Here is a 22,310-nt window from a genome sequence, read left to right on the forward strand (position 1 = left end):
TTACGCCGCGACGGCTAAATTATTAACTCATCCGACCACATAACAATAATTTTACATACTGGACACACTTATGAGCTATCCGTCGCTTTTCGCCCCGCTCGATCTGGGCTTTACCCGGCTTAAAAACCGTGTGCTAATGGGTTCGATGCATACCGGGCTGGAGGAATACCCCGATGGCGCCGAACGGCTGGCGGCTTTCTACGCCGAACGTGCGCGGCATGGCGTCGCGCTGATCGTCACCGGGGGGATTGCCCCCGCACTGTCCGGAGTGGGAATGGAAGGCGGCGCCACGTTAAATGACGCCAGCCAGCTGCCGCACCACCGCGTGATCACGGACGCCGTTCATGAGGAAGGCGGGAAAATTGCGTTGCAGATCCTGCATACCGGACGCTATAGCTATCAGCCGCATCTGGTCGCCCCTTCGGCGATCCAGGCGCCCATCAACCGTTTTACGCCGCACGAACTCACGCACGATGAAATCCTGCAACTGATTGACGATTTCGCCCGCTGCGCTCAGCTGGCGCGGGAAGCGGGTTACGACGGCGTCGAGGTGATGGGTTCGGAAGGCTATCTGATCAACGAATTTCTTACCGTGCGCACGAACCAGCGCGATGATGAATGGGGCGGCGATTACGCCAGGCGTATGCGTTTCGCGGTGGAAGTGGTACGGGCGGTACGCCAGCGCGTGGGCAGCGATTTTATCATTATCTACCGTCTGTCGATGCTCGACCTGGTGGAAAACGGCGGGACGTTCGACGAAACCGTACAGCTGGCGCAGGCCATTGAAGCGGCTGGCGCGACGATCATCAACACCGGTATTGGCTGGCACGAAGCGCGTATCCCGACGATCGCCACGCCGGTTCCGCGCGGCGCCTTTAGCTGGGTAACGCGCAAACTGAAAGGTCACGTCACCGTTCCGCTGGTCACGACCAACCGGATCAACGATCCGCAAGTAGCAGACGATATTCTGGCGCGCGGCGATGCGGATATGGTGTCGATGGCGCGCCCGTTCCTGGCGGATGCCGAACTGCTGTCGAAAGCGCAATCAGGGCGGGCGGATGAGATCAACACCTGTATCGGCTGCAACCAGGCCTGTCTGGATCAGATCTTCGTGGGTAAAGTCACCTCTTGCCTGGTGAATCCACGCGCCTGTCACGAAACCAAAATGCCGATAGTTCCGGCTGAACATAAGAAAAGCCTGGTCGTCGTCGGCGCAGGCCCGGCGGGTCTCGCATTTGCCATTAACGCGGCGGCGCGCGGGCACGACGTTACGCTGTTTGATGCCCTGGCCGAGATCGGCGGGCAGTTCAACATCGCTAAACAGATCCCCGGCAAAGAAGAATTTTATGAAACGCTGCGCTATTACCGTCGGATGATCGAAGTGACCGGCGTGACGCTGAAGCTCAACCGGTTTGTCACCGCAGACGATCTGCAACCGTTTGATGAAGCGATCCTCGCTTGCGGGATCGAGCCGCGTAAACCGTCGATCGAGGGCATCGATCACCCGAAAGTGCTGACCTATCTTGAGGTGCTGCGCGATAAAACTCCCGTCGGGAAACGTGTCGCGATTATCGGCTGCGGCGGGATTGGTTTTGATACCGCGATGTACCTCAGCCAGCCAGGCGATCCCAGCAGCCAGAGCATTGCCGAGTTCTGCGTGGAATGGGGGATCGACACCAGCCTGCAACAGCCCGGCGGGTTACGCCCGGAAGGGCCGCATCTGTCTCGCAGCCCACGTCAGATTGTGATGCTACAGCGTAAAGCCAGTAAACCCGGTCAGGGGCTGGGGAAAACCACCGGCTGGATCCATCGCGCAACGCTGTTGTCCCGCGGCGTAAAAATGATCCCGGCAGTCAGTTATCAGAAGATCGACGATGACGGATTGCACGTATTGATCAACGGCGAACCGCAGCTTCTGAACGTCGATCATGTCGTGATCTGCGCGGGGCAGGAGCCACGGCGCGAACTGGCGGAGCCGCTGCGCGCGTCAGGGAAAACGGTACACCTGATTGGCGGATGCGACGTGGCGATGGAGCTGGATGCGCGGCGGGCAATTGCGCAGGGAACAAAATTAGCGCTGGCGATTTAAGGGGCATTGCCTGATGGCGCTACGCTTATCAGGCCTACGGGGTAGCACGTTGTAGGCCGGATAAGGCGTTAGCCGTCATCCGGCACACGCTATTAGCGGCGGCGACCGGTTTTGACCGCTTTCAACACCACGAATTTGTTATTGGTGGCGATGGTGGTGCAGTTACCGAAAATCTTCTTCAGCTTGTGGAAATAATCCAGGTGACGGTTAGCCACAATGTACAGCTCGCCGTTGATCTTCAGGCAACGGCGCGCATGGTGGAACATTTCCCAGGCAACGTTATCCGTCAGCGCATGTTTCTGATGGAACGGCGGGTTGCACAGCACGGCGTTAAAGCGGAAAGGTTCCACGCCGGACAAAGCGTTGTTAATCATAAACTCGCAGCGATCCAACGCTTCCGGCATGTTGGTTTCCACATTCAAACGGCTGGACGCGACCGCCATCGGCGATTCATCGACAAACACGACGCTCGCCTGAGGGTTCTTCGCCAGCAGCGTCAGGCCAATCACGCCATTGCCGCAGCCGAGATCGACGATCTCCCCTTCCAGATTTTCCGGTAAATGCTGCATAAAGAAGCGCGCGCCGATATCCAGGCCGGTACGCGAGAAAACGTTCGCATGATTGTGGATAGTCCAGTCGGTGCCGTCCAGTTTCCAGCTCAGCGTCTGCGGCGCATCCGCCAGTTCAGGCTTACTAAAGGTACAGTTGATCAGGCGCGCCTTTTTCCAGGCCAGCGTCGTGGTCGTGGGGCCGAGCACTTTTTCGAACAGTTCCAGCGTGGAGGTATGAATGTCACGCGCCTTTGCTCCCGCAATAATACGGGTCTGCGGAGTCACGACCTGGCGCAACGCGCGCAATTGTTGCTCCAGCAGCGCCAGCGTTTTCGGCACCTTAATCAACACGACGCCCGGCGTCGGCGGGTACGCGGCGGTGCTGTCGAGAAACTTCACGCTGGATTCGGCGATATCGTTGTAGCGTAAATTTTCGCGCGTCGCCAGCTCGCTTAAATACGAGTCGCCGATGCTGTATGGTGTATGCTCAGCCAGCGCGCAGCTTAATGCGCCAAAGGCATCATTCAGGATCAGCAGCGGGCCGCTGATTTCCGCGTCGTCTAACTGTTGCAGCAGATATTCATCCGCCGCTTCCCACGCCTGAAGCGGGTTAACGTCATCCGTTTCCGGGAAACGTTTCAGTGTCAGTGAACGGAAACCGTTGTCTACGTGGCTCATCGGCCCTCCTGAATGGTAAAATTTCGCTGTTATCCCTGAAAGGGTGCGTGAGTATACTCTTTTTTTAGATTTAATTTGGGGCTTTGATGGGTCAACTTACTTATCTCCACGGCTACCCGGAGAATTTACTGTCTCAGGTACGCACGCTCATTGCTGAACAGCGTCTGGGCGCCGTGCTGGAAAAACGCTATCCGGGAACACATGATTTTGCGACCGATAAAGCGCTCTGGCAGTATACCCAGGATCTGAAAAGCCAGTTTCTGCGTAACGCCCCGCCGATCAACAAAGTGATGTATGACAACAAGATCCATGTGCTGAAAAATGCGCTGGGGCTGCATACCGCCGTTTCGCGCGTACAGGGCGGCAAGCTGAAGGTGAAAGCCGAGATCCGCGTCGCTACCGTGTTTCGCAATGCACCTGAACCTTTTCTGCGAATGATCGTGGTTCACGAACTGGCGCATCTGAAAGAGAAAGAACACAACAAAGCGTTTTATCAACTGTGCTGTCATATGGAGCCGCAGTACCACCAGCTTGAGTTTGATACCCGCCTGTGGTTAACGCATCTTTCGTTAAAGCAATCTGAGCAGTAGCGCACTGGCTTTGTCATAAAGGCATGCTAAATTGACGAAAGAATCCCTTTATGGAGCCTGAAGGCGTTTATGATACGTTTCGCTGTTATTGGCACAAACTGGATCACCCGCCAGTTTGTCGATGCCGCCCATGAAACCGGCAAATATAAGTTAACCGCAGTCTATTCCCGTCGCCTCGAACAGGCGCAAACCTTCGCCAATGATTATCCCGTCGAGCATTTATTCACTTCGCTTGAAGCAATGGCGCAAAGCGACGCCATTGATGCGGTGTATATCGCCAGCCCGAACTCGCTGCATTTCCCCCAGACTCAGCTCTTTTTAAGCCACAAAAAGCATGTGATCTGCGAGAAGCCGCTGGCCTCGAATCTGGCTGAAGTCGACGCCGCCATCGCGTGCGCGCGTGAAAATCAGGTCGTCCTGTTCGAAGCCTTTAAAACCGCCAGCCTGCCTAATTTCCAGTTGCTACAGCAGTCGCTGCCGAAAGCAGGAAGAATGCGCAAAGCCCTTATCAACTACTGCCAGTATTCCTCGCGCTACCAGCGCTATCTGGACGGCGAAAACCCCAATACCTTTAATCCAGCCTTCTCGAATGGCTCCATTATGGATATCGGTTTTTACTGTCTGGCGTCAGCGGTTGCGCTCTGGGGAGAACCGCAAAACGTTCAGGCGTCCGCCAGTCTGCTGGAAAGCGGTGTCGATGCGCATGGCGTGGCGGTGCTGGATTACGGCGACTTCAGCGTCACCCTACAGCATTCCAAAGTGAGTGATTCCGTACTGCCCAGCGAAATCCAGGGCGAAGCCGGTTCTCTGGTCATTGAGAAAATTTCGGAATGTCAGAAAGTGTGCTTCATTCCACGCGGCGGAAAAACGCAGGATTTATCCGTTCCTCAGCATATCAATACGATGCTGTATGAGGCGGAACGCTTTGCACACCTGGTCGAGACCAACGAGGTGAACCATCCCGAGCTGACCGTCAGCCGTATCACGGCCAAACTGCTCACAGAGATTCGTCGGCAGACGGGCGTCGTCTTCCCCGCTGATGACGCCACAGCGTAAAACAATGTAAAACAGATGTAACAGGCCATTGACTGATCGTATGGCCTGTCATATTTTGTTACGTGCAAAGGGGAGTAACTTCATTGTCGGCCGATCGTCATTACGATGTGTGAAAAACCACATCCGGTCGCCGGGCAATAAGAAAGTGATGTGCCTTCATGTCTTTGATTGATGACGAAGCCGATTCGCCATCACCCGTGGAGTGAGTACATATCACTTTCTTGTTGTAAGTGAGACCTTGCCGGAAGGCGAGGTCTATGCATATAAAAAGCAGCGGCTGACGTCTTTCGACGTTGGCCGTTTTTTTTATGTGTAAGGAAATTCTATGAATACTGTCGGCACACCGTTGTTATGGGGCGGATTCGCTGTCGTTGTGGTGATTATGCTGGCTATCGACCTTCTGTTGCAGGGGCGTCGTGGCGTACATACGATGTCCATGAAGCAGGCGGCGGCCTGGTCTCTGGTCTGGGTGACGCTTTCACTGCTGTTCAACGCCGCCTTCTGGTGGTATCTGGCGGAGACCCAGGGCCGGGCGGTGGCCGATCCGCAGGCGCTGGCGTTTCTCACCGGTTATCTGATCGAAAAATCGCTGGCCGTTGATAACGTCTTTGTCTGGCTGATGCTGTTCAGCTACTTCTCTGTTCCGCCTGCCCTGCAACGCCGGGTTCTGGTGTATGGCGTACTTGGCGCCATTGTTCTGCGTACGATTATGATTTTCGCCGGTAGCTGGCTGATCGCCCAGTTCGACTGGATACTGTACCTGTTCGGCGCTTTCCTGCTGTTTACGGGCGTGAAGATGGCGCTGGTGAAAGAGGACGAATCCGGCATCGGCGACAAACCGCTGGTTCGCTGGCTGCGTAGCCACCTTCGCATGACCGATACCATCGAAAACGAGCATTTCTTTGTGCGTAAGAATGGCTTGCTGTTCGTGACGCCGCTGATGCTGGTTCTGATTCTGGTGGAACTGAGCGATGTGATTTTCGCCGTCGATAGCATTCCGGCCATCTTTGCCGTGACTACCGACCCGTTCATCGTCCTGACCTCCAACCTGTTTGCGATCCTGGGTCTGCGCGCCATGTACTTCCTGCTGGCAGGGGTAGCAGAGCGCTTCTCGATGCTCAAATATGGTCTGGCCGTCATTCTGGTCTTTATCGGTATTAAGATGCTGATCGTCGATTTCTACCACATTCCGATCGCCATCTCGCTGGGCGTGGTGTTCAGTATTCTGGTGATCACGCTGATTGTTAACGCGTGGGTAAATCGCCAGAACGATAAAAAGCAGCAGCTACAGTAAGACCCTGCCCGGCAGCGCCATGTCTGCCGGGCTTACAAAAACCACGGTCGTGGGTTGAGTACACGCAGCACTACCCGATAACATGTAAATGTTTAGTTAAAAAATATGACGTAGTACGTAAATTCCAGCATTTTACGCTTTCCCAATCCCCATCTTTCCTTATACTCACTCAGGCAAACACTTTGTTACATCCTGAAAGATGCGCCAACAGAGCGTGCAAAGGATGAACAACATCACACTGAAAGGATCATGAAATGACTACGCAACGTTCATCGGGGCTACTCCAGCGTTTGGTTCAAGGGAGCCTGGTTAAACAAATTTTAATTGGGCTTGTACTGGGAATTTTACTGGCTTTAGTTTCAAAACCTGCCGCAGAGGCAACGGGTCTGCTGGGCACCCTGTTCGTTGGTGCGCTGAAAGCTGTCGCGCCGGTTCTGGTACTGACGCTGGTGATGGCGTCTATCGCCAACCATCAACACGGTCAGAAAACCAATATTCGCCCGATTTTGTGGATGTATCTGCTCGGCACATTTTCAGCCGCGCTGACGGCGGTTGTGGTGAGCTTCCTCTTTCCGTCCACGCTGCAACTGACGACTGGCGCCACGGATATCACGCCGCCGAGCGGCATTGTCCAGGTGATACACGGGCTGCTGATGAGCATCGTTGCGAACCCGATCCATGCGCTGATCAACGCCAACTACATCGGTATTCTGGTGTGGGCTATCGGCCTGGGCTTTGCGCTGCGCCACAGTAATCAAACCACCAAAAATCTGGTGAACGATCTGTCCGACGCCGTCACCTTTATTGTGAAACTGGTGATTCGCTTCGCGCCGATCGGTATCTTTGGCCTGGTCGCCTCAACGCTCGCCACTACGGGCTTCTCAGCGCTGTGGGGCTATGCGCAACTGTTACTGGTGCTGATTGGCTGTATGGCGATTGTGGCGCTGGTCATCAACCCGCTGCTGGTCTTTTTACAGATCCGCCGCAACCCGTATCCGCTGGTTCTCACCTGCCTGCGTGAAAGCGGCGTGACCGCCTTCTTTACCCGTAGCTCCGCTGCAAATATTCCGGTGAATATGTCGCTGTGCGAAAAACTGAATCTGGACAGAGATACCTATTCTGTTTCCATCCCGCTGGGAGCAACCGTCAATATGGCCGGTGCGGCAATCACGATTACCGTACTGACGCTGGCGGCGGTGTATACGCTGGGTATTCCGGTTGATCTGCCGACGGCGCTGCTGCTGAGCGTGGTGGCATCGCTGTGCGCATGCGGCGCTTCCGGCGTGGCGGGCGGTTCACTGCTGCTGATTCCGCTGGCGTGCAACATGTTCGGTATTCCGAACGAAATCGCCATGCAGGTGGTTGCGGTTGGCTTCATTATCGGCGTGTTGCAGGACTCCTGCGAGACCGCAATCAACTCCTCTACCGACGTTATGTTTACCGCCGCGGTATGTCAGGCGGAAGACGCGCGTTTAGCGAAAAGCGCGCTGCGTAGCTAAATAACCACAAGCCTGATGGCGCTGCGCTTATCAGGCCTACAACGCCCCACTCGTAGGCCGGATAAGACGTTTACGTCGCCATCCGGCATTTTTCATTGCCTGATGGCGCTGCGCTTATCAGGCCTACAACGCCCCACTCACAGGCCGGATAAGACGTTTACGTCGCCATCCGGCATTTTTTTACAGCGTTACACCGCTTTTGAAAATCGCCAGCTCGCGGAAATCATTGCGCTCATTGCAGGTCTGCTTGCCGTTGGCAAACGCCACAATCGTATCCACAAATTCATTCAACAACTGCGGCATCGCCTTACCGTGAATCAACTGCCCGGCGTCAAAATCGATCCAGTGCTTCTTCTTCGCCGCCAGTTCGCTGTTGGTGGCGATCTTCACCGTCGGGACAAACCCGCCATATGGCGTACCGCGGCCAGTACTGAACAACACCATGTGGCAACCCGCGCCCGCCAGCGCGCTGGTGGCGACCGCATCGTTGCCCGGCGCGCTTAACAGATTCAGACCGCGCGTTTTCAGGCGTTCACCGTAGCGCAGCACATCCACAACCTGGCTGGAACCCGCCTTCTGCGTGCACCCCAGAGACTTGTCTTCCAGCGTCGTAATCCCGCCCGCCTTGTTACCCGGCGACGGATTCTCATAAATCGGCTGGTCATGAGCGATAAAGTATTGCTTGAAGTCATTGACCATTGTCACCAGTTTTTCAAACGTCTCTTCATCACGGCAATGGCTCATCAACAGCTGTTCTGCACCGAACATTTCTGGCACTTCCGTCAGCACCGTCGTCCCGCCGTTAGCGATAACATAGTCGGAGAAGCGCCCCAGCATCGGGTTCGCGGTAATACCGGACAACCCATCTGAACCGCCGCATTCCAGACCAAACTTAAGTTCGCTCAGTTTGCCCGGCACGCGTTTGTCATGGCGCATCACGTTATACAGCTGATGAAGATGCTCAACGCCCGCCTCCACTTCATCGTCCTGCTGTTGGCAGGTCATAAAATGAACGCGTTCAGGGTCGAACTCGCCCAGCGTCTCGCGAAAGGCATCCACCTGATTGTTTTCGCAACCCAGTCCAATCACCAGCACCGCCCCCGCATTCGGGTGACGCACCATGTTTTGCAGCATGGTGCGGGTATTGATGTGATCGTCGCCAAGCTGAGAGCAGCCGTAGGTGTGGCTGAAGAGGAAAACGCCGTCAGTTCCTTCGGCATCAAAAGTCTCTTTCAGGAAACGGTTCTGGATCTGCCGCGCAATGCCGTTGACACAGCCGACGGTCGGCAGAATCCACAGCTCATTGCGCACGCCGACGTCTCCGTTGGCACGGCGATAAATCTGTACATCGCGATCCGCCGGTTGTACTTCAGGGGCCTGAAAATCGGGTTGATAGCTGTACTCATCCAAATCGCTGAGGTTAGTCCGGGTATTGTGGGCATGAATATGCTCACCCGCCGCGACGTCCACCAACGTATGGCCGATAGGCAGGCCATATTTGATGACGTTCTCCCCCTGCGCAATATCGCGTAAGGCAAACTTATGACCGCGTACGACATCCTGGCGTAGCGTCACGGTATGGTTATCGACGCTGACCTCAGCGCCCTGCGTTAAATCGGCCAACGCTACCGCAACGTTATCCAGCGTATGGATCCTGATGTATTGCATATCAACCCCAGACCTTAGTTCAGTTCAATGGCGAAATAGTCGCGCGCATTGTTGAAGCAGATGTTTCGTACCATTTCACCCAGCAACTGGATATCCGCCGGTGCTTCGCCCGCATTAACCCAGCGGCCTATCATCTGGCACAGGATGCGACGGAAATATTCGTGACGGGTATAAGACAGGAAGCTGCGGCTGTCGGTCAGCATACCGACGAAGCGGCTCAGCAGGCCAAGCTGCGCCAGTTGCGTCATCTGACGCTCCATCCCGTCTTTCTGATCGTTGAACCACCAGCCGGAACCAAACTGCATCTTGCCCGGCATCCCTTCGCCCTGGAAATTGCCGATCATAGTGCCCAGCACTTCGTTATCACGCGGGTTCAGACAGTACAGGATAGTTTTCGGCAGCAGATTTTCTTCATTCTGCTTGCTCAGCAATTTTGACAGCTCTTCCGCCAGCGGACGATCGTTGATGGAATCGAAGCCGACATCCGGCCCCAGCAGTTTGAACTGGCGCTGGTTGTTATTACGCAGCGCGCCGATGTGGTACTGCTGTACCCAACCGCGACGCGCATATTCCGCGCCCAGCCACACCAGTACGGCCGTTTTGAACTGCGCGACCTCATGCTCGCTCAGGGTCTCGCCCGCCAGACGGCGCGCCAGAATGCTGTCCAGTTCAGCGTCGCTGGCTTCAGCAAACATAACGACGTCAAGCGCGTGGTCAGAAACCTTACAGCCGTGAGCGGCAAAATGATCCAGACGCTGAGTCAGCGCGGCTTGCAGATCGGTGAAGCGGCGAATATCGGTATCCGATACTTCGCCCAGCTTCGTCATGTAATCGCCAAAGGTTGCCTGCTCAATGTTGAACGCTTTATCAGGACGCCAGCTCGGCAGCACTTTAACGGTGAACGTGCTGTCTTTCGCGACCGTGGCGTGGTGCTCCAGCGAATCGACAGGATCGTCGGTAGTGCCGACCATTTTTACATTCATCTGCTGCATGATTCCCCGCGCGGAGAATGCATCCTGCGCCAGCAATTCATTGCAACGATCCCAGATCTCATCTGCCGTCGCAGGCGACAGCAGCTTACCTGTAATACCAAATGGGCGACGCAGTTCAAGGTGCGTCCAGTGATATAACGGGTTGCCGATCGTGTGCGGCACCGTGGCGGCCCAGGCGTCGAACTTCTCACGATCGGACGCATCGCCCGTACACAGACGCTCAGCAACGCCATTGGTGCGCATCGCCCGCCATTTATAGTGGTCGCCTTTCAGCCAGATATCATACAGGTTGTTAAAACGGTAGTTTTCCGCGATCTGCTGCGGCGGCAGGTGGCAATGGTAGTCGAAGATGGGCTGATCTTTTGCGTAATCATGGTACAGACGGCGGGCAAACTCGGTATCCAGCAGAAAATCTTCAGTCATAAACGGGGTCATTATCGTCTTCCTCTCAACGAGTGCGTCAGATTGCTTATGTTTTGATGCTGTCAAAGTTATCACACCAATTTCCAGACACTGAAGATATTTTCGTGAGTTGGATCAATAAAAACCAACAAATAAATTACCCCTAAAAGAGTAAACAGCGCTCCAGGCCGCGCCATTGCTGGTATTTCTAAATCGAAATAATGACCACACTAAGAATCCTGCATTTGTGATGTCACTCACCTTTTGAAGTTGTATGACAAGTTATCTTTCTGGCCGTCGCGATACATAAGCCGACGGAATGCAAAGTTATCGATGGTTAAGACATCGAATTGACCGGTACGGAAACCGAATTAGCACGATGACTCATGGCAACGTTCGGGGCGTACCGGCTTTTTTTCGGTTATCCCGTCGTCAATAACTTCCCCGCTCAGCGCAGGAAGATAACCGCGATTGTTGCGGAAATAACAAAACGATGAGGTTTTACATGCGTAAAATTAAAGGGTTACGTTGGTATATGATTGCACTGGTGACATTAGGCACCGTGCTGGGCTATCTGACGCGTAACACTGTGGCGGCGGCTGCGCCAACGCTGATGGAAGAGTTACACATCTCCACACAACAGTATTCCTATATCATCGCAGCCTATTCTGCTGCTTACACTGTCATGCAACCCGTAGCCGGTTACGTACTGGATGTTCTCGGTACGAAGGTGGGTTACGCCATGTTCGCCGTTCTGTGGGCCGTATTCTGCGGCGCAACCGCACTGGCTGGAAGCTGGGGCGGCCTGGCGCTGGCGCGCGGCGCGGTCGGCGCTGCTGAAGCCGCGATGATCCCGGCGGGCCTGAAAGCCAGCTCTGAATGGTTCCCGGCAAAAGAACGCTCCATTGCGGTCGGCTACTTTAACGTCGGCTCTTCCATCGGCGCGATGATTGCGCCTCCGCTGGTCGTCTGGGCTATCGTGATGCACAGCTGGCAGATGGCGTTTATTATTTCCGGCGTGCTGAGCTTCATCTGGGCAATGGCCTGGCTGGTGTTCTATAAACACCCGCGCGATCAGAAAAAGCTGACGGATGCAGAACGCGACTACATCATTGGCGGTCAGGAAGCGCAGCACAAAGACAATACTGCGAAGAAAATGTCTCTCGCGCAGATCCTGCGTAACCGCCAGTTCTGGGGTATCGCTCTGCCACGTTTCCTGGCGGAACCGGCATGGGGAACCTTCAACGCCTGGATCCCGTTGTTCATGTTTAAAGTGTACGGCTTTAACCTGAAAGAGATTGCCATGTTCGCCTGGATGCCCATGCTGTTTGCCGACTTAGGCTGCATCATCGGCGGTTATCTGCCGCCGCTGTTCCAGCGCTGGTTCGGCGTAAACCTGATCGTCTCCCGTAAAATGGTCGTTACCCTGGGCGCGCTGCTGATGATTGGCCCAGGCATGATCGGTCTGTTCACCAGCCCGTATATCGCCATCATGCTGCTTTGCATCGGCGGTTTCGCTCACCAGGCGCTGTCCGGCGCGCTGATTACGCTCTCTTCTGACGTCTTTGGCCGTAATGAAGTGGCAACCGCGAATGGCCTGACCGGGATGTCCGCCTGGCTGGCGAGCACATTGTTTGCTCTGGTGGTCGGCGCGCTGGCTGACACCATCGGCTTCAGCCCGCTGTTCGCGGTACTGGCGGTGTTCGACCTGCTCGGCGCGCTGGTTATCTGGACGGTGCTGCAAAACAAACCGGCCAGCGAGGCGGGGCCAGGGTCGCAGGTCAATCGCCCCGCAACGCAAAGTTGACCTGACCTGCGCCATCATCCAACAAGGTTTACTCATCCAAAGCCGCCTGTTAAACAGGCGGCTTTTTCAACGGTACAAGTGGAGCCAGCCTCGCAAAAGTGGTATAACAAATATAGTCTGCCGTCTTATGCCTGGAGCGCATATGGAAATCACCGAACCACGACGTTTGTATCAACAACTTGCTGCTGACCTGAAAGAGCGCATCGAACAGGGCGTCTACCTTGTGGGCGATAAACTCCCTGCCGAACGCTTTATTGCCGATGAGAAAAACGTCAGCCGTACGGTGGTTCGTGAAGCGATTATCATGCTGGAGGTCGAAGGCTACGTAGAAGTCCGCAAAGGTTCCGGCATCCACGTCATTTCAAATCAACCGAAATATTATGTCGCCCCGGATGAAAATCTTGAGTTTGCCAATTATGGCCCGTTCGAACTTCTCCAGGCGCGCCAGTTGATAGAAAGCAATATTGCCGAGTTTGCCGCCACGCAGGTGACGAAACAGGACATCATGAAGCTGATGGAAATCCAAGAGAAAGCGCGTAACGAAAAATGTTTCCGCGACTCCGAATGGGATCTCCAGTTCCATGTGCAGGTCGCGCTGGCGACGCAAAATACCGCGCTGGCCGCCATTGTCGAAAAAATGTGGACTCAGCGCGTACATAACCCGTACTGGAAAAAACTGCACGATCATATTGATTCACGCACCGTCGATAACTGGTGCGACGATCATGACCATATTCTCAAGGCGCTGATTCGCAAAGATCCTCATGCCGCGAAACTGGCAATGTGGCAGCATCTGGAGAACACCAAACAGATGCTGTTTAACGAAACCAGCGACGATTTCGAATTTAACGCCGACCGCTATCTTTTTGCTGAAAATCCCGTTGTTCATCTGGACACCGCCGCTAACGGGGCAAAATAGACAATCTTACGCTGGCAGGCGCATCAGGGCGCCTGTCTGCGACGCCGCTCAGTAAGCGTAAGATATAAAGTGTCAGCCTGTGTAAATCCTCTCGCCACCCACCTTTGTGATAAGCAAAATCATATTTTAACGACGTGCGATTTCTATAACGGACTACGTCGACCTTTGTTACAATTAGATGCATTTTGAATTTTTGTGTGTTAGTGCTTGCTTACTTCACAACTTAACAAGGAATGGTTCAGGCCGCGATTTTGCGCCCGTCCGCAACCCAAGTAAAAAATGAATAATGTTGCGGTATTGCAAACTCAAAAAACCGGCGTGACGTTAACCGATTCTCCAGGAATACTGAATGGAACTACTGACTCAATTACTGAATGCCCTGTGGGCTCAGGATTTTGAAACACTCGCCAATCCTTCCATGATTGGCATGCTTTATTTCGTACTATTTATGATTTTGTTCCTGGAAAATGGGTTGCTTCCTGCCGCCTTTTTACCTGGTGACAGTTTGCTGGTGCTGGTTGGCGTACTTATCGCCAAAGGCGCAATGGGGTTTCCGCAAACGCTCCTGCTGTTAACCGTGGCCGCCAGCCTGGGCTGCTGGGTCAGTTATATTCAGGGGCGATGGCTGGGCAACACGCGTATTGTACAAAACTGGCTGTCGCATCTGCCCGCGCATTATCATCAGCGCGCTCACCATTTGTTCCATAAACATGGCCTGTCCGCGCTGTTAATTGGCCGTTTTATCGCTTTCGTTCGTACCTTGTTACCCACTATCGCGGGTCTGTCCGGCCTTAATAACGCGCGCTTTCAATTCTTTAACTGGATGAGCGGGTTGTTGTGGGTCCTGATCCTGACCTCGCTGGGTTACTTGCTGGGCAAAACGCCTGTATTCCTGAAGTATGAAGACCAACTGATGTCATGTCTGATGCTGCTGCCGGTGGTACTGCTGGTCTTTGGGCTGGCGGGTTCGCTGGTGGTGCTCTGGAAAAAGAAATACGGAAATCGGGGATAGAGTATGGTGAAACCACGCATAACGCTTCGACAACTGGCCTGGACAACCTCTTTTCTCGTGCTGATGAGCGTGCTTTTTCTCGTCTGGTCGACCATTCGCCAGCAGGAATCCACGCTGGCCATTCGCGCCATCCATCAGGGCGTCAGTATGCCGGACGGCTTTTCCATCTGGCATCATCTGGACGCTAACGGCATTCGCTTCAAAAGCATCACGCCACAAAATGACGCGCTGCTCATTACGTTTGACTCCAGCGCGCAAAGCGCGGCGGCTAAGGCCGTGCTGGACAGAACGTTGCCGCATGGCTATATCATCGCCCAACAGAACGGCGACAGCCAGGCCGTACAGTGGTTGACCCGCTTACGGGATAACCCACATCGCTTCGGTTAATGTCCAGGAATCCGAATCATATCACCCACTTTGGTGATTTCGCCGTTTACTGACTATGATTAATAAGGCGGACTTATTGTCCGCCGTGTTATAACCTGGATCATCGTCCCCCGGTAACGGGTTCGAATCACAATGGAAGGTTCAAGAATGAAATACCGCATCGCTTTCGCCATTACCCTTTTCACGCTCAGTGCAGGCAGCTATGCCAATACCCTCTGTCAGGAAAAAGAGCAGGATATACAGAAGGAAATTAGCTACGCCGAAAAGCACAACAACCAGAACCGCATTAATGGTTTGAATAAAGCGCTCAGCGAACTCAGAGCAAACTGCACCGACAGTAAACTGCGTGCTGACCATCAGAAAAAGATCGCAAAACAAAAAGATGAGATTGCTGAACGTCAGCGTGATCTGGTCGAAGCAAAACAAAAAGGCGATGCGGATAAAATTGCGAAACGTGAACGCAAGCTGGCTGAAGCTCAGGGTGACCTGAAAAAGCTTGAGGCACGCGACTACTAAGTCAAATCAAACGTTAACGACTCACTCACCTGGAGAAAACTATGTCGAAAGATAACACTACGGAACATCTGCGCGCTGAGTTGAAATCCCTGGCTGATACGCTCGAAGAGGTGCTTAGCTCCTCTGGCGATAAGTCGAAAGAAGAGTTGAGTAAGATTCGTAGCAAAGCCGAGCGCGCGCTGAAAGAAAGCCGCAACCGTCTGGGCGAAACCGGCGATGCGATTGCCAAACAAACCCGCGAAGCCGCAGCGCGCGCTGACGACTATGTACGCGAGAACCCGTGGACGGGCGTCGGCATTGGCGCAGCCGTTGGTGTGGTGCTGGGCGTACTGCTGACGCGTCGTTAATTATGGCGGATTCTCATCACGCGCAGGGGCCAGGCAAAAGCGTTCTGGGCATCGGGCAGCGGATTGTCACTATCCTTGTTGAGATGGTAGAAACCCGACTGCGACTGGCGGTTGTGGAACTGGAAGAGGAAAAAGCAAATCTCTTTCAGCTTCTGCTGATGCTGGGGCTGACCATGCTTTTCGCGGCATTCGGTCTGATGAGCCTGATGGTGCTTATCATCTGGGCGGTTGACCCTCAGTATCGCCTCAATGCAATGATCGCCACCACCGTTGTGTTGCTGGTTCTGGCGCTGATCGGCGGACTCTGGACGTTACACAAAGCCCGCCAGTCAACGCTGTTACGCCATACGCGTCATGAACTGGCTAACGACCGGCAAATTCTGGAGGATGATAAGCCGTGAGCAGTAAAGTCGAACGTCAAAAGCGTAAGGCGTTGCTGCTCAGCCAAATCCAGCAGCAAAGGCTGGACCTTTCAGCCGGTCGTCGCGACTGGCTGGAAGCGACGGACAGCTGGGATCGCGGCTGGAACACGCTGATCAGCCTGCGTTCCTGGGCGCTGGTCGGCAGCAGCGTTATGGCTATCTGGACAATTCGCCACCCAAATCTGCTGGTGCGCTGGGCAAAACGCGGTTTTGGCATCTGGAGCGCCTGGCGGCTGGTCAAAAGCACGATCCGAAAACAGCAGCTGCGCGGCTGATTCCTGCACCCTTCCTCCTCGCCATCCGGCATAACGCCCGATGGCGCTACGCTTATCGGGCCTACGCATTGCTGTTGATCCAATAAGGTGTTTACACCGCTATCCGGCAATCTGTGCCCTGTCACTCAAAATTTTTGAAAATTATTGACAGTTTTCCTTGCTAACAATTGTTACATGTCACGTTTATGATTCTCTCCATCAACCGCAACGACGCGACATTCCGCGTGATTGCACAAAAAATGAAATCAGCAGCCTGAGTGGTTCCCTGGAGAGTAAAATGAAAAAATTAGAAGATGTTGGTGTACTGGTAGCGCGCATTCTGATGCCCATTCTGTTTATCACCGCAGGTTGGGGAAAAATCACCGGTTATGCGGGTACCCAACAATACATGGAAGCGATGGGGGTTCCGGGGTTCCTGTTACCGCTGACTATCCTGCTTGAGTTTGGCGGCGGTCTGGCGATTCTGTTCGGTTTCCTGACCCGTACAACGGCGCTGTTTACCGCAGGCTTTACCCTGCTGACCGCGTTCATCTTCCACAGCAACTTTGCGGAAGGTGTTAACTCACTGATGTTCATGAAAAACCTGACCATCGCAGGCGGTTTCCTGCTGCTGGCTATCACGGGGCCGGGCGCATTCAGCATCGACCGCGTCCTGAATAAAAAGTGGTAAGCACGCTATACTGAATCAAAAAACGAGGGGATATTCTCCTCGTTTTTGCTATCTGGAGGAGAGAGAAAATGGGACAACTGATTGACGGCGTATGGCATGACACCTGGTATGACACCAAGTCTACGGGGGGGAAATTTCAACGTTCTGTATCGGCTTTCCGTAACTGGCTCACCGCTGATGGCGCGCCGGGCCCGACTGGCGAAGGGGGCTTTGCCGCCGAAAAAGATCGCTATCACCTGTATGTTTCACTTGCCTGCCCGTGGGCGCATCGCACGCTGATCCTGCGCAAGCTCAAGGGGCTGGAACCGTTTATCTCCGTTTCTGTTGTGAATCCGCTGATGCTGGAGAATGGCTGGACGTTTGATGATAATTTCCCGGCGGCAACCGGTGATACGCTGTATCAACACGAGTTTCTGTATCAACTCTATCTGCATGCCGATCCGCACTACAGCGGTCGCGTCACCGTACCGGTATTGTGGGATAAAAAGAATCACACCATCGTCAGTAATGAATCGGCGGAAATCATTCGCATGTTCAATACCGCATTCGATGCGCTGGGCGCCAAAGCCGGGGATTACTACCCGACGGCCCTGCGCGGAAAAATTGACGAGCTCAATAGCTGGATTTATGACAACGTCAACAACGGCGTGTACAAAGCCGGGTTCGCCACCAGCCAGCAGGCCTATGATGAAGCCGTAGAGAAAGTGTTCGAGTCACTGGCGCGTCTGGAGCAAATTCTGGGGCAGCACCGTTACCTGACCGGCGACCAGTTAACCGAGGCGGACATTCGCCTGTGGACCACGCTGGTGCGTTTTGACCAGGTTTACGTTACGCACTTCAAGTGCGACAAATACCGCATCAGCGATTACCTGAATCTTTATGGTTTCCTGCGCGATATCTGGCAGATGCCCGGCATTGCGGAAACCGTCAACTTCGACCATATCCGTAACCACTACTTCCGTAGCCACAAAACCATCAACCCGACGGGGATTATCTCCATTGGCCCGTTGCAGGATCTCAATGAGCCTCACGGGCGCGACGTCCGCTTTGCAAAAGCGGGATAATCCCCTTACGCCGCCACCAGGAAACAGCCTGGCGGCGGCGCTGACTCGCCTTACCCGCCCGGTGCATTAAACACATTAATCATTCGAATATTTACCACCATTCCATTCACGGCTATTCTTATTTAAAAACAAGTGATTGACCGTATGTTGAGGCGAAAATGGACTGGTATTTAAAAGTATTGAAGAACTATATCGGCTTTGGCGGCCGCGCGCGTCGTAAAGAGTACTGGATGTTTATTCTGGTCAACGTCATTTTTACGTTCGTGTTGGGCGTGCTGGACAAGATGTTCGGCTGGCAACGCGCCGGGGGCGAAGGCGTGCTGACAACCATTTATGGCATTCTGATTTTCTTACCGTGGTGGGCAGTACAGTTCCGTCGGTTGCATGATACCGATCGTTCCGCATGGTGGCTGTTGCTGCTCCTCATCCCTGTTATTGGCTGGCTGGTCATCATCCTCTTTAACTGCCAGAACGGTACGCCAGGCGAAAACCGCTTCGGGCAGGCCCCTAAAATTCTGCCCTGAAGTGAAGCCGGTAGATGCCTGATGGCGCTGCGCTTATCAGGCCTACGCGAGCGCCTGCACCGCCATCCGGCTAAACCGGGCTTGCGCTCTTATCTGCTGGCAAACAGTTTCGGGATTTCCCGCAGGCACCAGGCTTTCGCCTCGCCCATGCTGTCGCGTCGCCAGGCCATAATAATATCAATTTCGCTGGTCGATTCCGGGCTGACGACCCGCAGTCTTCCTTGCGCGATATCCTGTTCGACCAGCGGATACGGCATGGTCGCGACGCCCAGCCCGGCCAGCAAAGCCTGACGTTTGTCTTCAATGGTACTCACCGTCAGGCGCGGCTGTTTGTCCAGCAGTTGCACGGTCAATACCGGTCGCTCGCGGGCGGTATCCGCCACCGCCACACCACGATATTTCACGCGGGTCACTTCAGACAACGGCTCCGGCTCCTGATGAATCGGATGATCCGGCGCCGCCACGTAGACGTTCATCAGCGTATACAGCTTGCGGGAGTTAATTTCTGACGACGAGCGGAAATGCATATCCGGTGCAATCACAATATCGGCCCGCCCCTGCTCCAGACGCTCCCAGGCGCCCGCCAGCACTTCCGTGATCACCGAAAGCTGGGTGTTGGCTTTCGCGGCCAGTCGGTCAATCAGCGGGAAGAAGGCTGAGGTCGGCACCAGCGCTTCTGTCACCAGCGTCAGGTGCGTTTCCCAACCGCGCGCCAGCGCTTCGGCATCGGTGGTCAGCTTGTCTGCCGCTTCCAGCAATACGCGCCCGCGTTCCAGCAGCATACGCCCCACGTTGGTGAATTTTGTCCGATGGCCGGAGCGGTCAAACAACACCACATCCAGCTCCTCTTCCAGTTTTTGCATGGTGTAGCTGAGCGCGGATGGTACGCGACCTAACTCATCTGCCGCCGCCGCGAAGCTCCCGCGTCGATCTATTGCGTCCATGACGCGTAACGCTTCCAGTGTTAACGCCCTTTCTTTGGCCATATCGTTCTCATTCAGGAAATTTGAACATACCGGGCAGAATATCTGGCTAACAATGCAGCGTCCAGCCCCTTAACATAAAAGGAAGTAAAGAGAGGTCAAGAATTATGATTACTACCCGAACAGCCAAACAGTGCGGACAGGCAGACTACGGATGGTTGCAGGCCCGTTATACCTTCTCCTTTGGACACTACTTCGACCCTAAACTGCTGGGCTATGCCTCCCTGCGCGTACTCAACCAGGAAGTGCTGGCGCCAGGCGCCTCCTTCCAGCCGCGCACCTATCCGAAGGTGGATATTTTAAACCTGATTCTGGAAGGCGAAGCGGAATATCGCGACAGCGAAGGCAATCATGTCCAGGCGAAAGCGGGCGAAGCCCTGCTGCTCGCCACGCAGCCGGGCATTAGCTATAGCGAGCATAATCTCAGTAAAGATAAGTCGCTTACCAGGATGCAGCTATGGCTGGACGCCTGTCCTGAGCGGGAAAACCCGTTGGTACAGAAAACCACGCTAACCGCGGGCAAACAGCAACTCCTCGCCTCCCCGGATGGAGAGCAGGACAGCCTGCAATTACGCCAGCAGGTCTGGGTGCACCATATTGCGCTGAAAAAAGGCGAGTCGCTGAGCTTTCAACTGCATGGCCCACGCGCCTATTTGCAGTCGATTCACGGTACGTTTCATGCGGTAACGCATAACGAGGAGCGAGAAGCGCTTACCTGCGGCGACGGCGCATTTATTCGTGATGAAGCTAACATAACGTTAGTTGCCGACACGCCATTGCGCGCTTTACTGATAGATTTGCCTGTGTAGTCAGAAAAAATAAGGGAGTTATGACTGTGAGCAAAAAATCGGCTAAAAAGCATCAATCCGTAACCCAACCCGCAGCACAGGATGCGGCAAACGCGCCCGGGAAATTTGGCTACGAGGAGATGCTAACCGAACTGGAAGCGATCGTCGCGGATGCAGAGATCCGGTTAGCGGAAGAAGATGAAGCCGCCTGAAAAGGCGGCTTCTGATTATCGACAAACGTAATGCCGGATGGCGGCGTAAACGCCTTATCCGGCCTACAAACACAAGTTACCGTAGGCCTGATAAGCGTAGCGCCATCAGGCAAACTGAAAAGGCGGCTTCTGATTATCGATAAACGTAATGCTAGATGGCGGCGTAAACGCCTTATCAGGCCTACGAACACAAGTTGCCGTAGGCCTGATAAGCGCAGCGCCATCAGGCAAACCCGCGCCACAGGGTTAATGCGCCTTACTGGCCATAATTTCGATAACCTGACGGTCGGTTTGCTGCATTGCATGACAGGCCAACGCGCACAAATTCGAAATAGATTGCTCGACGTTATGCGCCACAATCCCTTCGTTGCCAGTTACCGCCGTATCATCCAGCGCCATTAACACCGCTTTCCAGGCCGCAGACGCGCTGGTCGATACCTTCATCGCACAGCTATTCGATGCGCCGTCGCATATCATCCCGCTCACGTCGCCGATCATACTGCTGATCGCCATCGCAATCGTGTTATAGCGGCCATCCATCAGCCACGCCATTCCTGCCGCCGCCCCCATTGCCGCCGTGGTCGCCGCACAGAGCGCTGACAGGCGTGGAAGCTGATGGTGAATGTAGATCGCGCTCAGGTGCGAGAGCATCAGGGCGCGCGCCAGACGTTCGTCATCCGCCCCCACATGCTCCGCCACCACCATTACGGGAACTGTCGCGGTGATCCCCTGATTGCCGGAGCCGGAGTTACTCATGGCTGGCAGCGTCGCGCCGCCCATCCGCGCATCCGAAGCTGCGCTGGTGCGAATCAGGATCGCCGTTGACAGATCGTCCGCCAGCAGACCGCGTGCGCACTGCTTTTGCAACGTCGCCCCGATATGCAGCCCCCAGGTGCCGCGCAATCCTTCCTGCGACAGCGCGCCGTTCAGTCTGGCGGCCTCCAGAATAAAGCGGATTGACGCAAACGGCACCGCATTCACAAACGCCAGAATCTCTTCCAGCGAGGTCTTTGATAAGACCGACAGCGGCGATTCTTGCGCCTCCCCCTGCACGCTTTCGGTCTGCGTAAAGATCACTCCAGTGTGAGTTTCAATGCGCACGATATTGGTGTGCCCGCCGACGATCGTTACGCAGGCCCACGCATCGCCGCTGCACACTTTGGCGCGTGAGAAGAGGATGTCGTCGCATGGCTCCTGCAACATCACCGACACCTTCCCGGCAGCCAGCATCGCTTTCGCATCCGCAATCGCCCCCGAAGAGGCGTTTTTCAACACTTCCAGCCCCGCGCTGGCATCGCCGCCAAGCGCCCCCAGCGCTGCCGCAATGGGAAGCCCAACCATCCCGGTGCCCGGCACGGTGACGCCCAGGCCATTCTTCATCAGGTTCGGCGAGACCCACGCGTCAACGCGTTCAACTTCGCCGTCAAGTTCAGCCGCGGCAACCGCCGCCGCCAGCGCCAGAGAGACAGGTTCCGTACATCCCAGTGCCGGTTTTACCTCTTCCTGTACTGCGAGGATAAAACGCTGCCATAACGGATTTTCTGTAGACTCAAACATAACAACAA

General features: G+C 54.7%; 22 protein-coding genes and 2 pseudogenes. 18 read left to right on the top strand and 6 right to left on the bottom strand.

Features of this window, described 5'->3' with window-relative positions:
* Positions 1–70: 70 nt before the first annotated feature.
* Positions 71–2,089, top strand: coding sequence for an NADPH-dependent 2,4-dienoyl-CoA reductase (locus OGY62_RS01120; protein WP_286458893.1), 2,019 nt, complete (start codon positions 71–73; stop codon positions 2,087–2,089).
* Positions 2,090–2,181: 92 nt separating this feature from the next.
* Here the strand turns inward: OGY62_RS01120 and rlmG are convergent, their stop codons facing one another.
* On the bottom strand, positions 2,182–3,318 hold the full coding sequence (gene rlmG / locus OGY62_RS01125) for a 23S rRNA (guanine(1835)-N(2))-methyltransferase RlmG (RefSeq protein ID WP_286458897.1): 1,137 nt from the start codon (positions 3,316–3,318) through the stop codon (positions 2,182–2,184).
* 86 nt (positions 3,319–3,404) lie between these two features.
* Here rlmG and OGY62_RS01130 point away from each other — a divergent pair, with 86 nt between their 5' ends.
* The 4 genes from OGY62_RS01130 (at position 3,405) to sstT (ending at position 7,757) form a co-directional block, all read left to right on the top strand.
* Positions 3,405–3,908, top strand: coding sequence for a M48 metallopeptidase family protein (locus OGY62_RS01130; protein WP_071257782.1), 504 nt, complete (start codon positions 3,405–3,407; stop codon positions 3,906–3,908).
* Between the two features lie 69 nt (positions 3,909–3,977).
* Positions 3,978–4,964, top strand: coding sequence for a Gfo/Idh/MocA family protein (locus tag OGY62_RS01135; RefSeq protein ID WP_012135227.1), 987 nt, complete (start codon positions 3,978–3,980; stop codon positions 4,962–4,964).
* 325 nt (positions 4,965–5,289) lie between these two features.
* Positions 5,290–6,258 (top strand): TerC family protein, encoded by a 969-nt coding sequence (locus OGY62_RS01140; RefSeq protein ID WP_012135228.1) that lies wholly within the window; start codon positions 5,290–5,292, stop codon positions 6,256–6,258.
* A gap of 254 nt (positions 6,259–6,512) precedes the next feature.
* Positions 6,513–7,757 carry a serine/threonine transporter SstT gene (gene sstT, locus OGY62_RS01145; RefSeq protein ID WP_047461096.1) on the top strand — a complete coding sequence of 415 codons (1,245 nt, stop codon included), beginning with the start codon at positions 6,513–6,515 and terminating at the stop codon, positions 7,755–7,757.
* 180 nt (positions 7,758–7,937) lie between these two features.
* Here sstT and OGY62_RS01150 read toward each other — a convergent pair whose 3' ends face one another.
* Positions 7,938–9,425, bottom strand: coding sequence for a UxaA family hydrolase (locus tag OGY62_RS01150; protein ID WP_012135230.1), 1,488 nt, complete (start codon positions 9,423–9,425; stop codon positions 7,938–7,940).
* Between the two features lie 14 nt (positions 9,426–9,439).
* On the bottom strand, positions 9,440–10,852 hold the full coding sequence (gene uxaC, locus OGY62_RS01155; RefSeq protein WP_115625942.1) for a glucuronate isomerase: 1,413 nt from the start codon (positions 10,850–10,852) through the stop codon (positions 9,440–9,442).
* A 472-nt stretch (positions 10,853–11,324) separates the two neighbouring features.
* On the opposite strand from uxaC, the gene OGY62_RS01160 reads away from it, so the two are divergent.
* The 11 genes and pseudogenes from OGY62_RS01160 (at position 11,325) to OGY62_RS01210 (ending at position 18,762) form a co-directional block, all read left to right on the top strand.
* The gene (locus OGY62_RS01160; protein ID WP_024130972.1) at positions 11,325–12,626 is read left to right on the top strand and encodes an MFS transporter; all 1,302 of its coding nucleotides are present in this window, start codon (positions 11,325–11,327) and stop codon (positions 12,624–12,626) included.
* Between the two features lie 142 nt (positions 12,627–12,768).
* Positions 12,769–13,545, top strand: a complete 777-nt coding sequence (exuR, locus tag OGY62_RS01165) for a transcriptional regulator ExuR (protein ID WP_012135233.1) — start codon at positions 12,769–12,771, stop codon at positions 13,543–13,545.
* Between the two features lie 349 nt (positions 13,546–13,894).
* A complete protein-coding gene (gene yqjA, locus OGY62_RS01170) occupies positions 13,895–14,557 on the top strand; it encodes a DedA family general envelope maintenance protein YqjA (RefSeq protein WP_012135234.1) in 663 nt (220 codons plus the stop codon).
* Between the two features lie 3 nt (positions 14,558–14,560).
* The gene (mzrA, locus tag OGY62_RS01175; RefSeq protein ID WP_047461090.1) at positions 14,561–14,944 is read left to right on the top strand and encodes an EnvZ/OmpR regulon moderator MzrA; all 384 of its coding nucleotides are present in this window, start codon (positions 14,561–14,563) and stop codon (positions 14,942–14,944) included.
* 147 nt (positions 14,945–15,091) lie between these two features.
* Positions 15,092–15,460, top strand: coding sequence for a DUF1090 domain-containing protein (locus OGY62_RS01180; protein ID WP_286458901.1), 369 nt, complete (start codon positions 15,092–15,094; stop codon positions 15,458–15,460).
* 41 nt (positions 15,461–15,501) lie between these two features.
* The gene (locus OGY62_RS01185; protein ID WP_012135237.1) at positions 15,502–15,807 is read left to right on the top strand and encodes an ElaB/YgaM/YqjD family protein; all 306 of its coding nucleotides are present in this window, start codon (positions 15,502–15,504) and stop codon (positions 15,805–15,807) included.
* 2 nt (positions 15,808–15,809) lie between these two features.
* A pseudogene (locus tag OGY62_RS01190) lies at positions 15,810–16,215 on the top strand (phage holin family protein).
* Positions 16,205–16,504 (top strand): YqjK-like family protein, encoded by a 300-nt coding sequence (locus OGY62_RS01195; RefSeq protein WP_012135239.1) that lies wholly within the window; start codon positions 16,205–16,207, stop codon positions 16,502–16,504. Before OGY62_RS01190 ends, OGY62_RS01195 begins: the two are co-directional and overlap by 11 nt.
* Positions 16,505–16,781: 277 nt before the next feature.
* Positions 16,782–17,174 (top strand): DoxX family protein, encoded by a 393-nt coding sequence (locus OGY62_RS01200; protein ID WP_012135240.1) that lies wholly within the window; start codon positions 16,782–16,784, stop codon positions 17,172–17,174.
* A 68-nt stretch (positions 17,175–17,242) separates the two neighbouring features.
* The gene (locus tag OGY62_RS01205; protein ID WP_049010352.1) at positions 17,243–18,238 is read left to right on the top strand and encodes a glutathione S-transferase family protein; all 996 of its coding nucleotides are present in this window, start codon (positions 17,243–17,245) and stop codon (positions 18,236–18,238) included.
* A 158-nt stretch (positions 18,239–18,396) separates the two neighbouring features.
* On the top strand, positions 18,397–18,762 hold the full coding sequence (locus tag OGY62_RS01210) for a DUF805 domain-containing protein (protein ID WP_286458903.1): 366 nt from the start codon (positions 18,397–18,399) through the stop codon (positions 18,760–18,762).
* Positions 18,763–18,851: 89 nt separating this feature from the next.
* Here OGY62_RS01210 and yhaJ read toward each other — a convergent pair whose 3' ends face one another.
* On the bottom strand, positions 18,852–19,748 hold the full coding sequence (gene yhaJ / locus OGY62_RS01215; RefSeq protein WP_012135243.1) for a DNA-binding transcriptional regulator YhaJ: 897 nt from the start codon (positions 19,746–19,748) through the stop codon (positions 18,852–18,854).
* A 104-nt stretch (positions 19,749–19,852) separates the two neighbouring features.
* Between yhaJ and OGY62_RS01220 the strand changes: the two genes are divergently transcribed.
* Together OGY62_RS01220 and OGY62_RS01225 are read left to right on the top strand one after the other, a co-directional pair.
* Positions 19,853–20,554 (top strand): pirin family protein, encoded by a 702-nt coding sequence (locus tag OGY62_RS01220; RefSeq protein ID WP_214143719.1) that lies wholly within the window; start codon positions 19,853–19,855, stop codon positions 20,552–20,554.
* 26 nt (positions 20,555–20,580) lie between these two features.
* Positions 20,581–20,745, top strand: a complete 165-nt coding sequence (locus OGY62_RS01225; RefSeq protein ID WP_047463896.1) for a protein YhaL — start codon at positions 20,581–20,583, stop codon at positions 20,743–20,745.
* Between the two features lie 20 nt (positions 20,746–20,765).
* Here the strand turns inward: OGY62_RS01225 and OGY62_RS23345 are convergent.
* Positions 20,766–20,858: pseudogene (locus OGY62_RS23345) on the bottom strand (hypothetical protein); the annotation flags it as partial.
* A 133-nt stretch (positions 20,859–20,991) separates the two neighbouring features.
* On the bottom strand, positions 20,992–22,302 hold the full coding sequence (locus OGY62_RS01230) for an L-cysteine desulfidase family protein (protein WP_286458905.1): 1,311 nt from the start codon (positions 22,300–22,302) through the stop codon (positions 20,992–20,994).
* Positions 22,303–22,310 lie beyond the last annotated feature (8 nt).

The organism is Citrobacter sp. CK198 (assembly GCF_030333295.1).
Classification (GTDB): Bacteria; Pseudomonadota; Gammaproteobacteria; order Enterobacterales; family Enterobacteriaceae; genus Citrobacter_B; species Citrobacter_B koseri.

Bases quoted from the DNA above. Each gene is read 5' to 3' on its own strand.
- yhaJ (WP_012135243.1), bottom strand. From the start codon at position 19,748: ATGGCCAAAGAAAGGGCGTTAACACTGGAAGCGTTACGCGTCATGGAC.
- OGY62_RS01205 (WP_049010352.1), top strand. From the start codon at position 17,243: ATGGGACAACTGATTGACGGCGTATGGCATGACACCTGGTATGACACC.
- OGY62_RS01180 (WP_286458901.1), top strand. From the start codon at position 15,092: ATGAAATACCGCATCGCTTTCGCCATTACCCTTTTCACGCTCAGTGCA.
- OGY62_RS01185 (WP_012135237.1), top strand. From the start codon at position 15,502: ATGTCGAAAGATAACACTACGGAACATCTGCGCGCTGAGTTGAAATCC.
- uxaC (WP_115625942.1), bottom strand. From the start codon at position 10,852: ATGACCCCGTTTATGACTGAAGATTTTCTGCTGGATACCGAGTTTGCC.
- OGY62_RS01200 (WP_012135240.1), top strand. From the start codon at position 16,782: ATGAAAAAATTAGAAGATGTTGGTGTACTGGTAGCGCGCATTCTGATG.
- rlmG (WP_286458897.1), bottom strand. From the start codon at position 3,318: ATGAGCCACGTAGACAACGGTTTCCGTTCACTGACACTGAAACGTTTC.
- OGY62_RS01130 (WP_071257782.1), top strand. From the start codon at position 3,405: ATGGGTCAACTTACTTATCTCCACGGCTACCCGGAGAATTTACTGTCT.
- sstT (WP_047461096.1), top strand. From the start codon at position 6,513: ATGACTACGCAACGTTCATCGGGGCTACTCCAGCGTTTGGTTCAAGGG.
- OGY62_RS01210 (WP_286458903.1), top strand. From the start codon at position 18,397: ATGGACTGGTATTTAAAAGTATTGAAGAACTATATCGGCTTTGGCGGC.
- OGY62_RS01150 (WP_012135230.1), bottom strand. From the start codon at position 9,425: ATGCAATACATCAGGATCCATACGCTGGATAACGTTGCGGTAGCGTTG.
- OGY62_RS01120 (WP_286458893.1), top strand. From the start codon at position 71: ATGAGCTATCCGTCGCTTTTCGCCCCGCTCGATCTGGGCTTTACCCGG.
- OGY62_RS01160 (WP_024130972.1), top strand. From the start codon at position 11,325: ATGCGTAAAATTAAAGGGTTACGTTGGTATATGATTGCACTGGTGACA.
- OGY62_RS01230 (WP_286458905.1), bottom strand. From the start codon at position 22,302: ATGTTTGAGTCTACAGAAAATCCGTTATGGCAGCGTTTTATCCTCGCA.
- OGY62_RS01220 (WP_214143719.1), top strand. From the start codon at position 19,853: ATGATTACTACCCGAACAGCCAAACAGTGCGGACAGGCAGACTACGGA.
- yqjA (WP_012135234.1), top strand. From the start codon at position 13,895: ATGGAACTACTGACTCAATTACTGAATGCCCTGTGGGCTCAGGATTTT.
- mzrA (WP_047461090.1), top strand. From the start codon at position 14,561: ATGGTGAAACCACGCATAACGCTTCGACAACTGGCCTGGACAACCTCT.
- exuR (WP_012135233.1), top strand. From the start codon at position 12,769: ATGGAAATCACCGAACCACGACGTTTGTATCAACAACTTGCTGCTGAC.
- OGY62_RS01135 (WP_012135227.1), top strand. From the start codon at position 3,978: ATGATACGTTTCGCTGTTATTGGCACAAACTGGATCACCCGCCAGTTT.
- OGY62_RS01140 (WP_012135228.1), top strand. From the start codon at position 5,290: ATGAATACTGTCGGCACACCGTTGTTATGGGGCGGATTCGCTGTCGTT.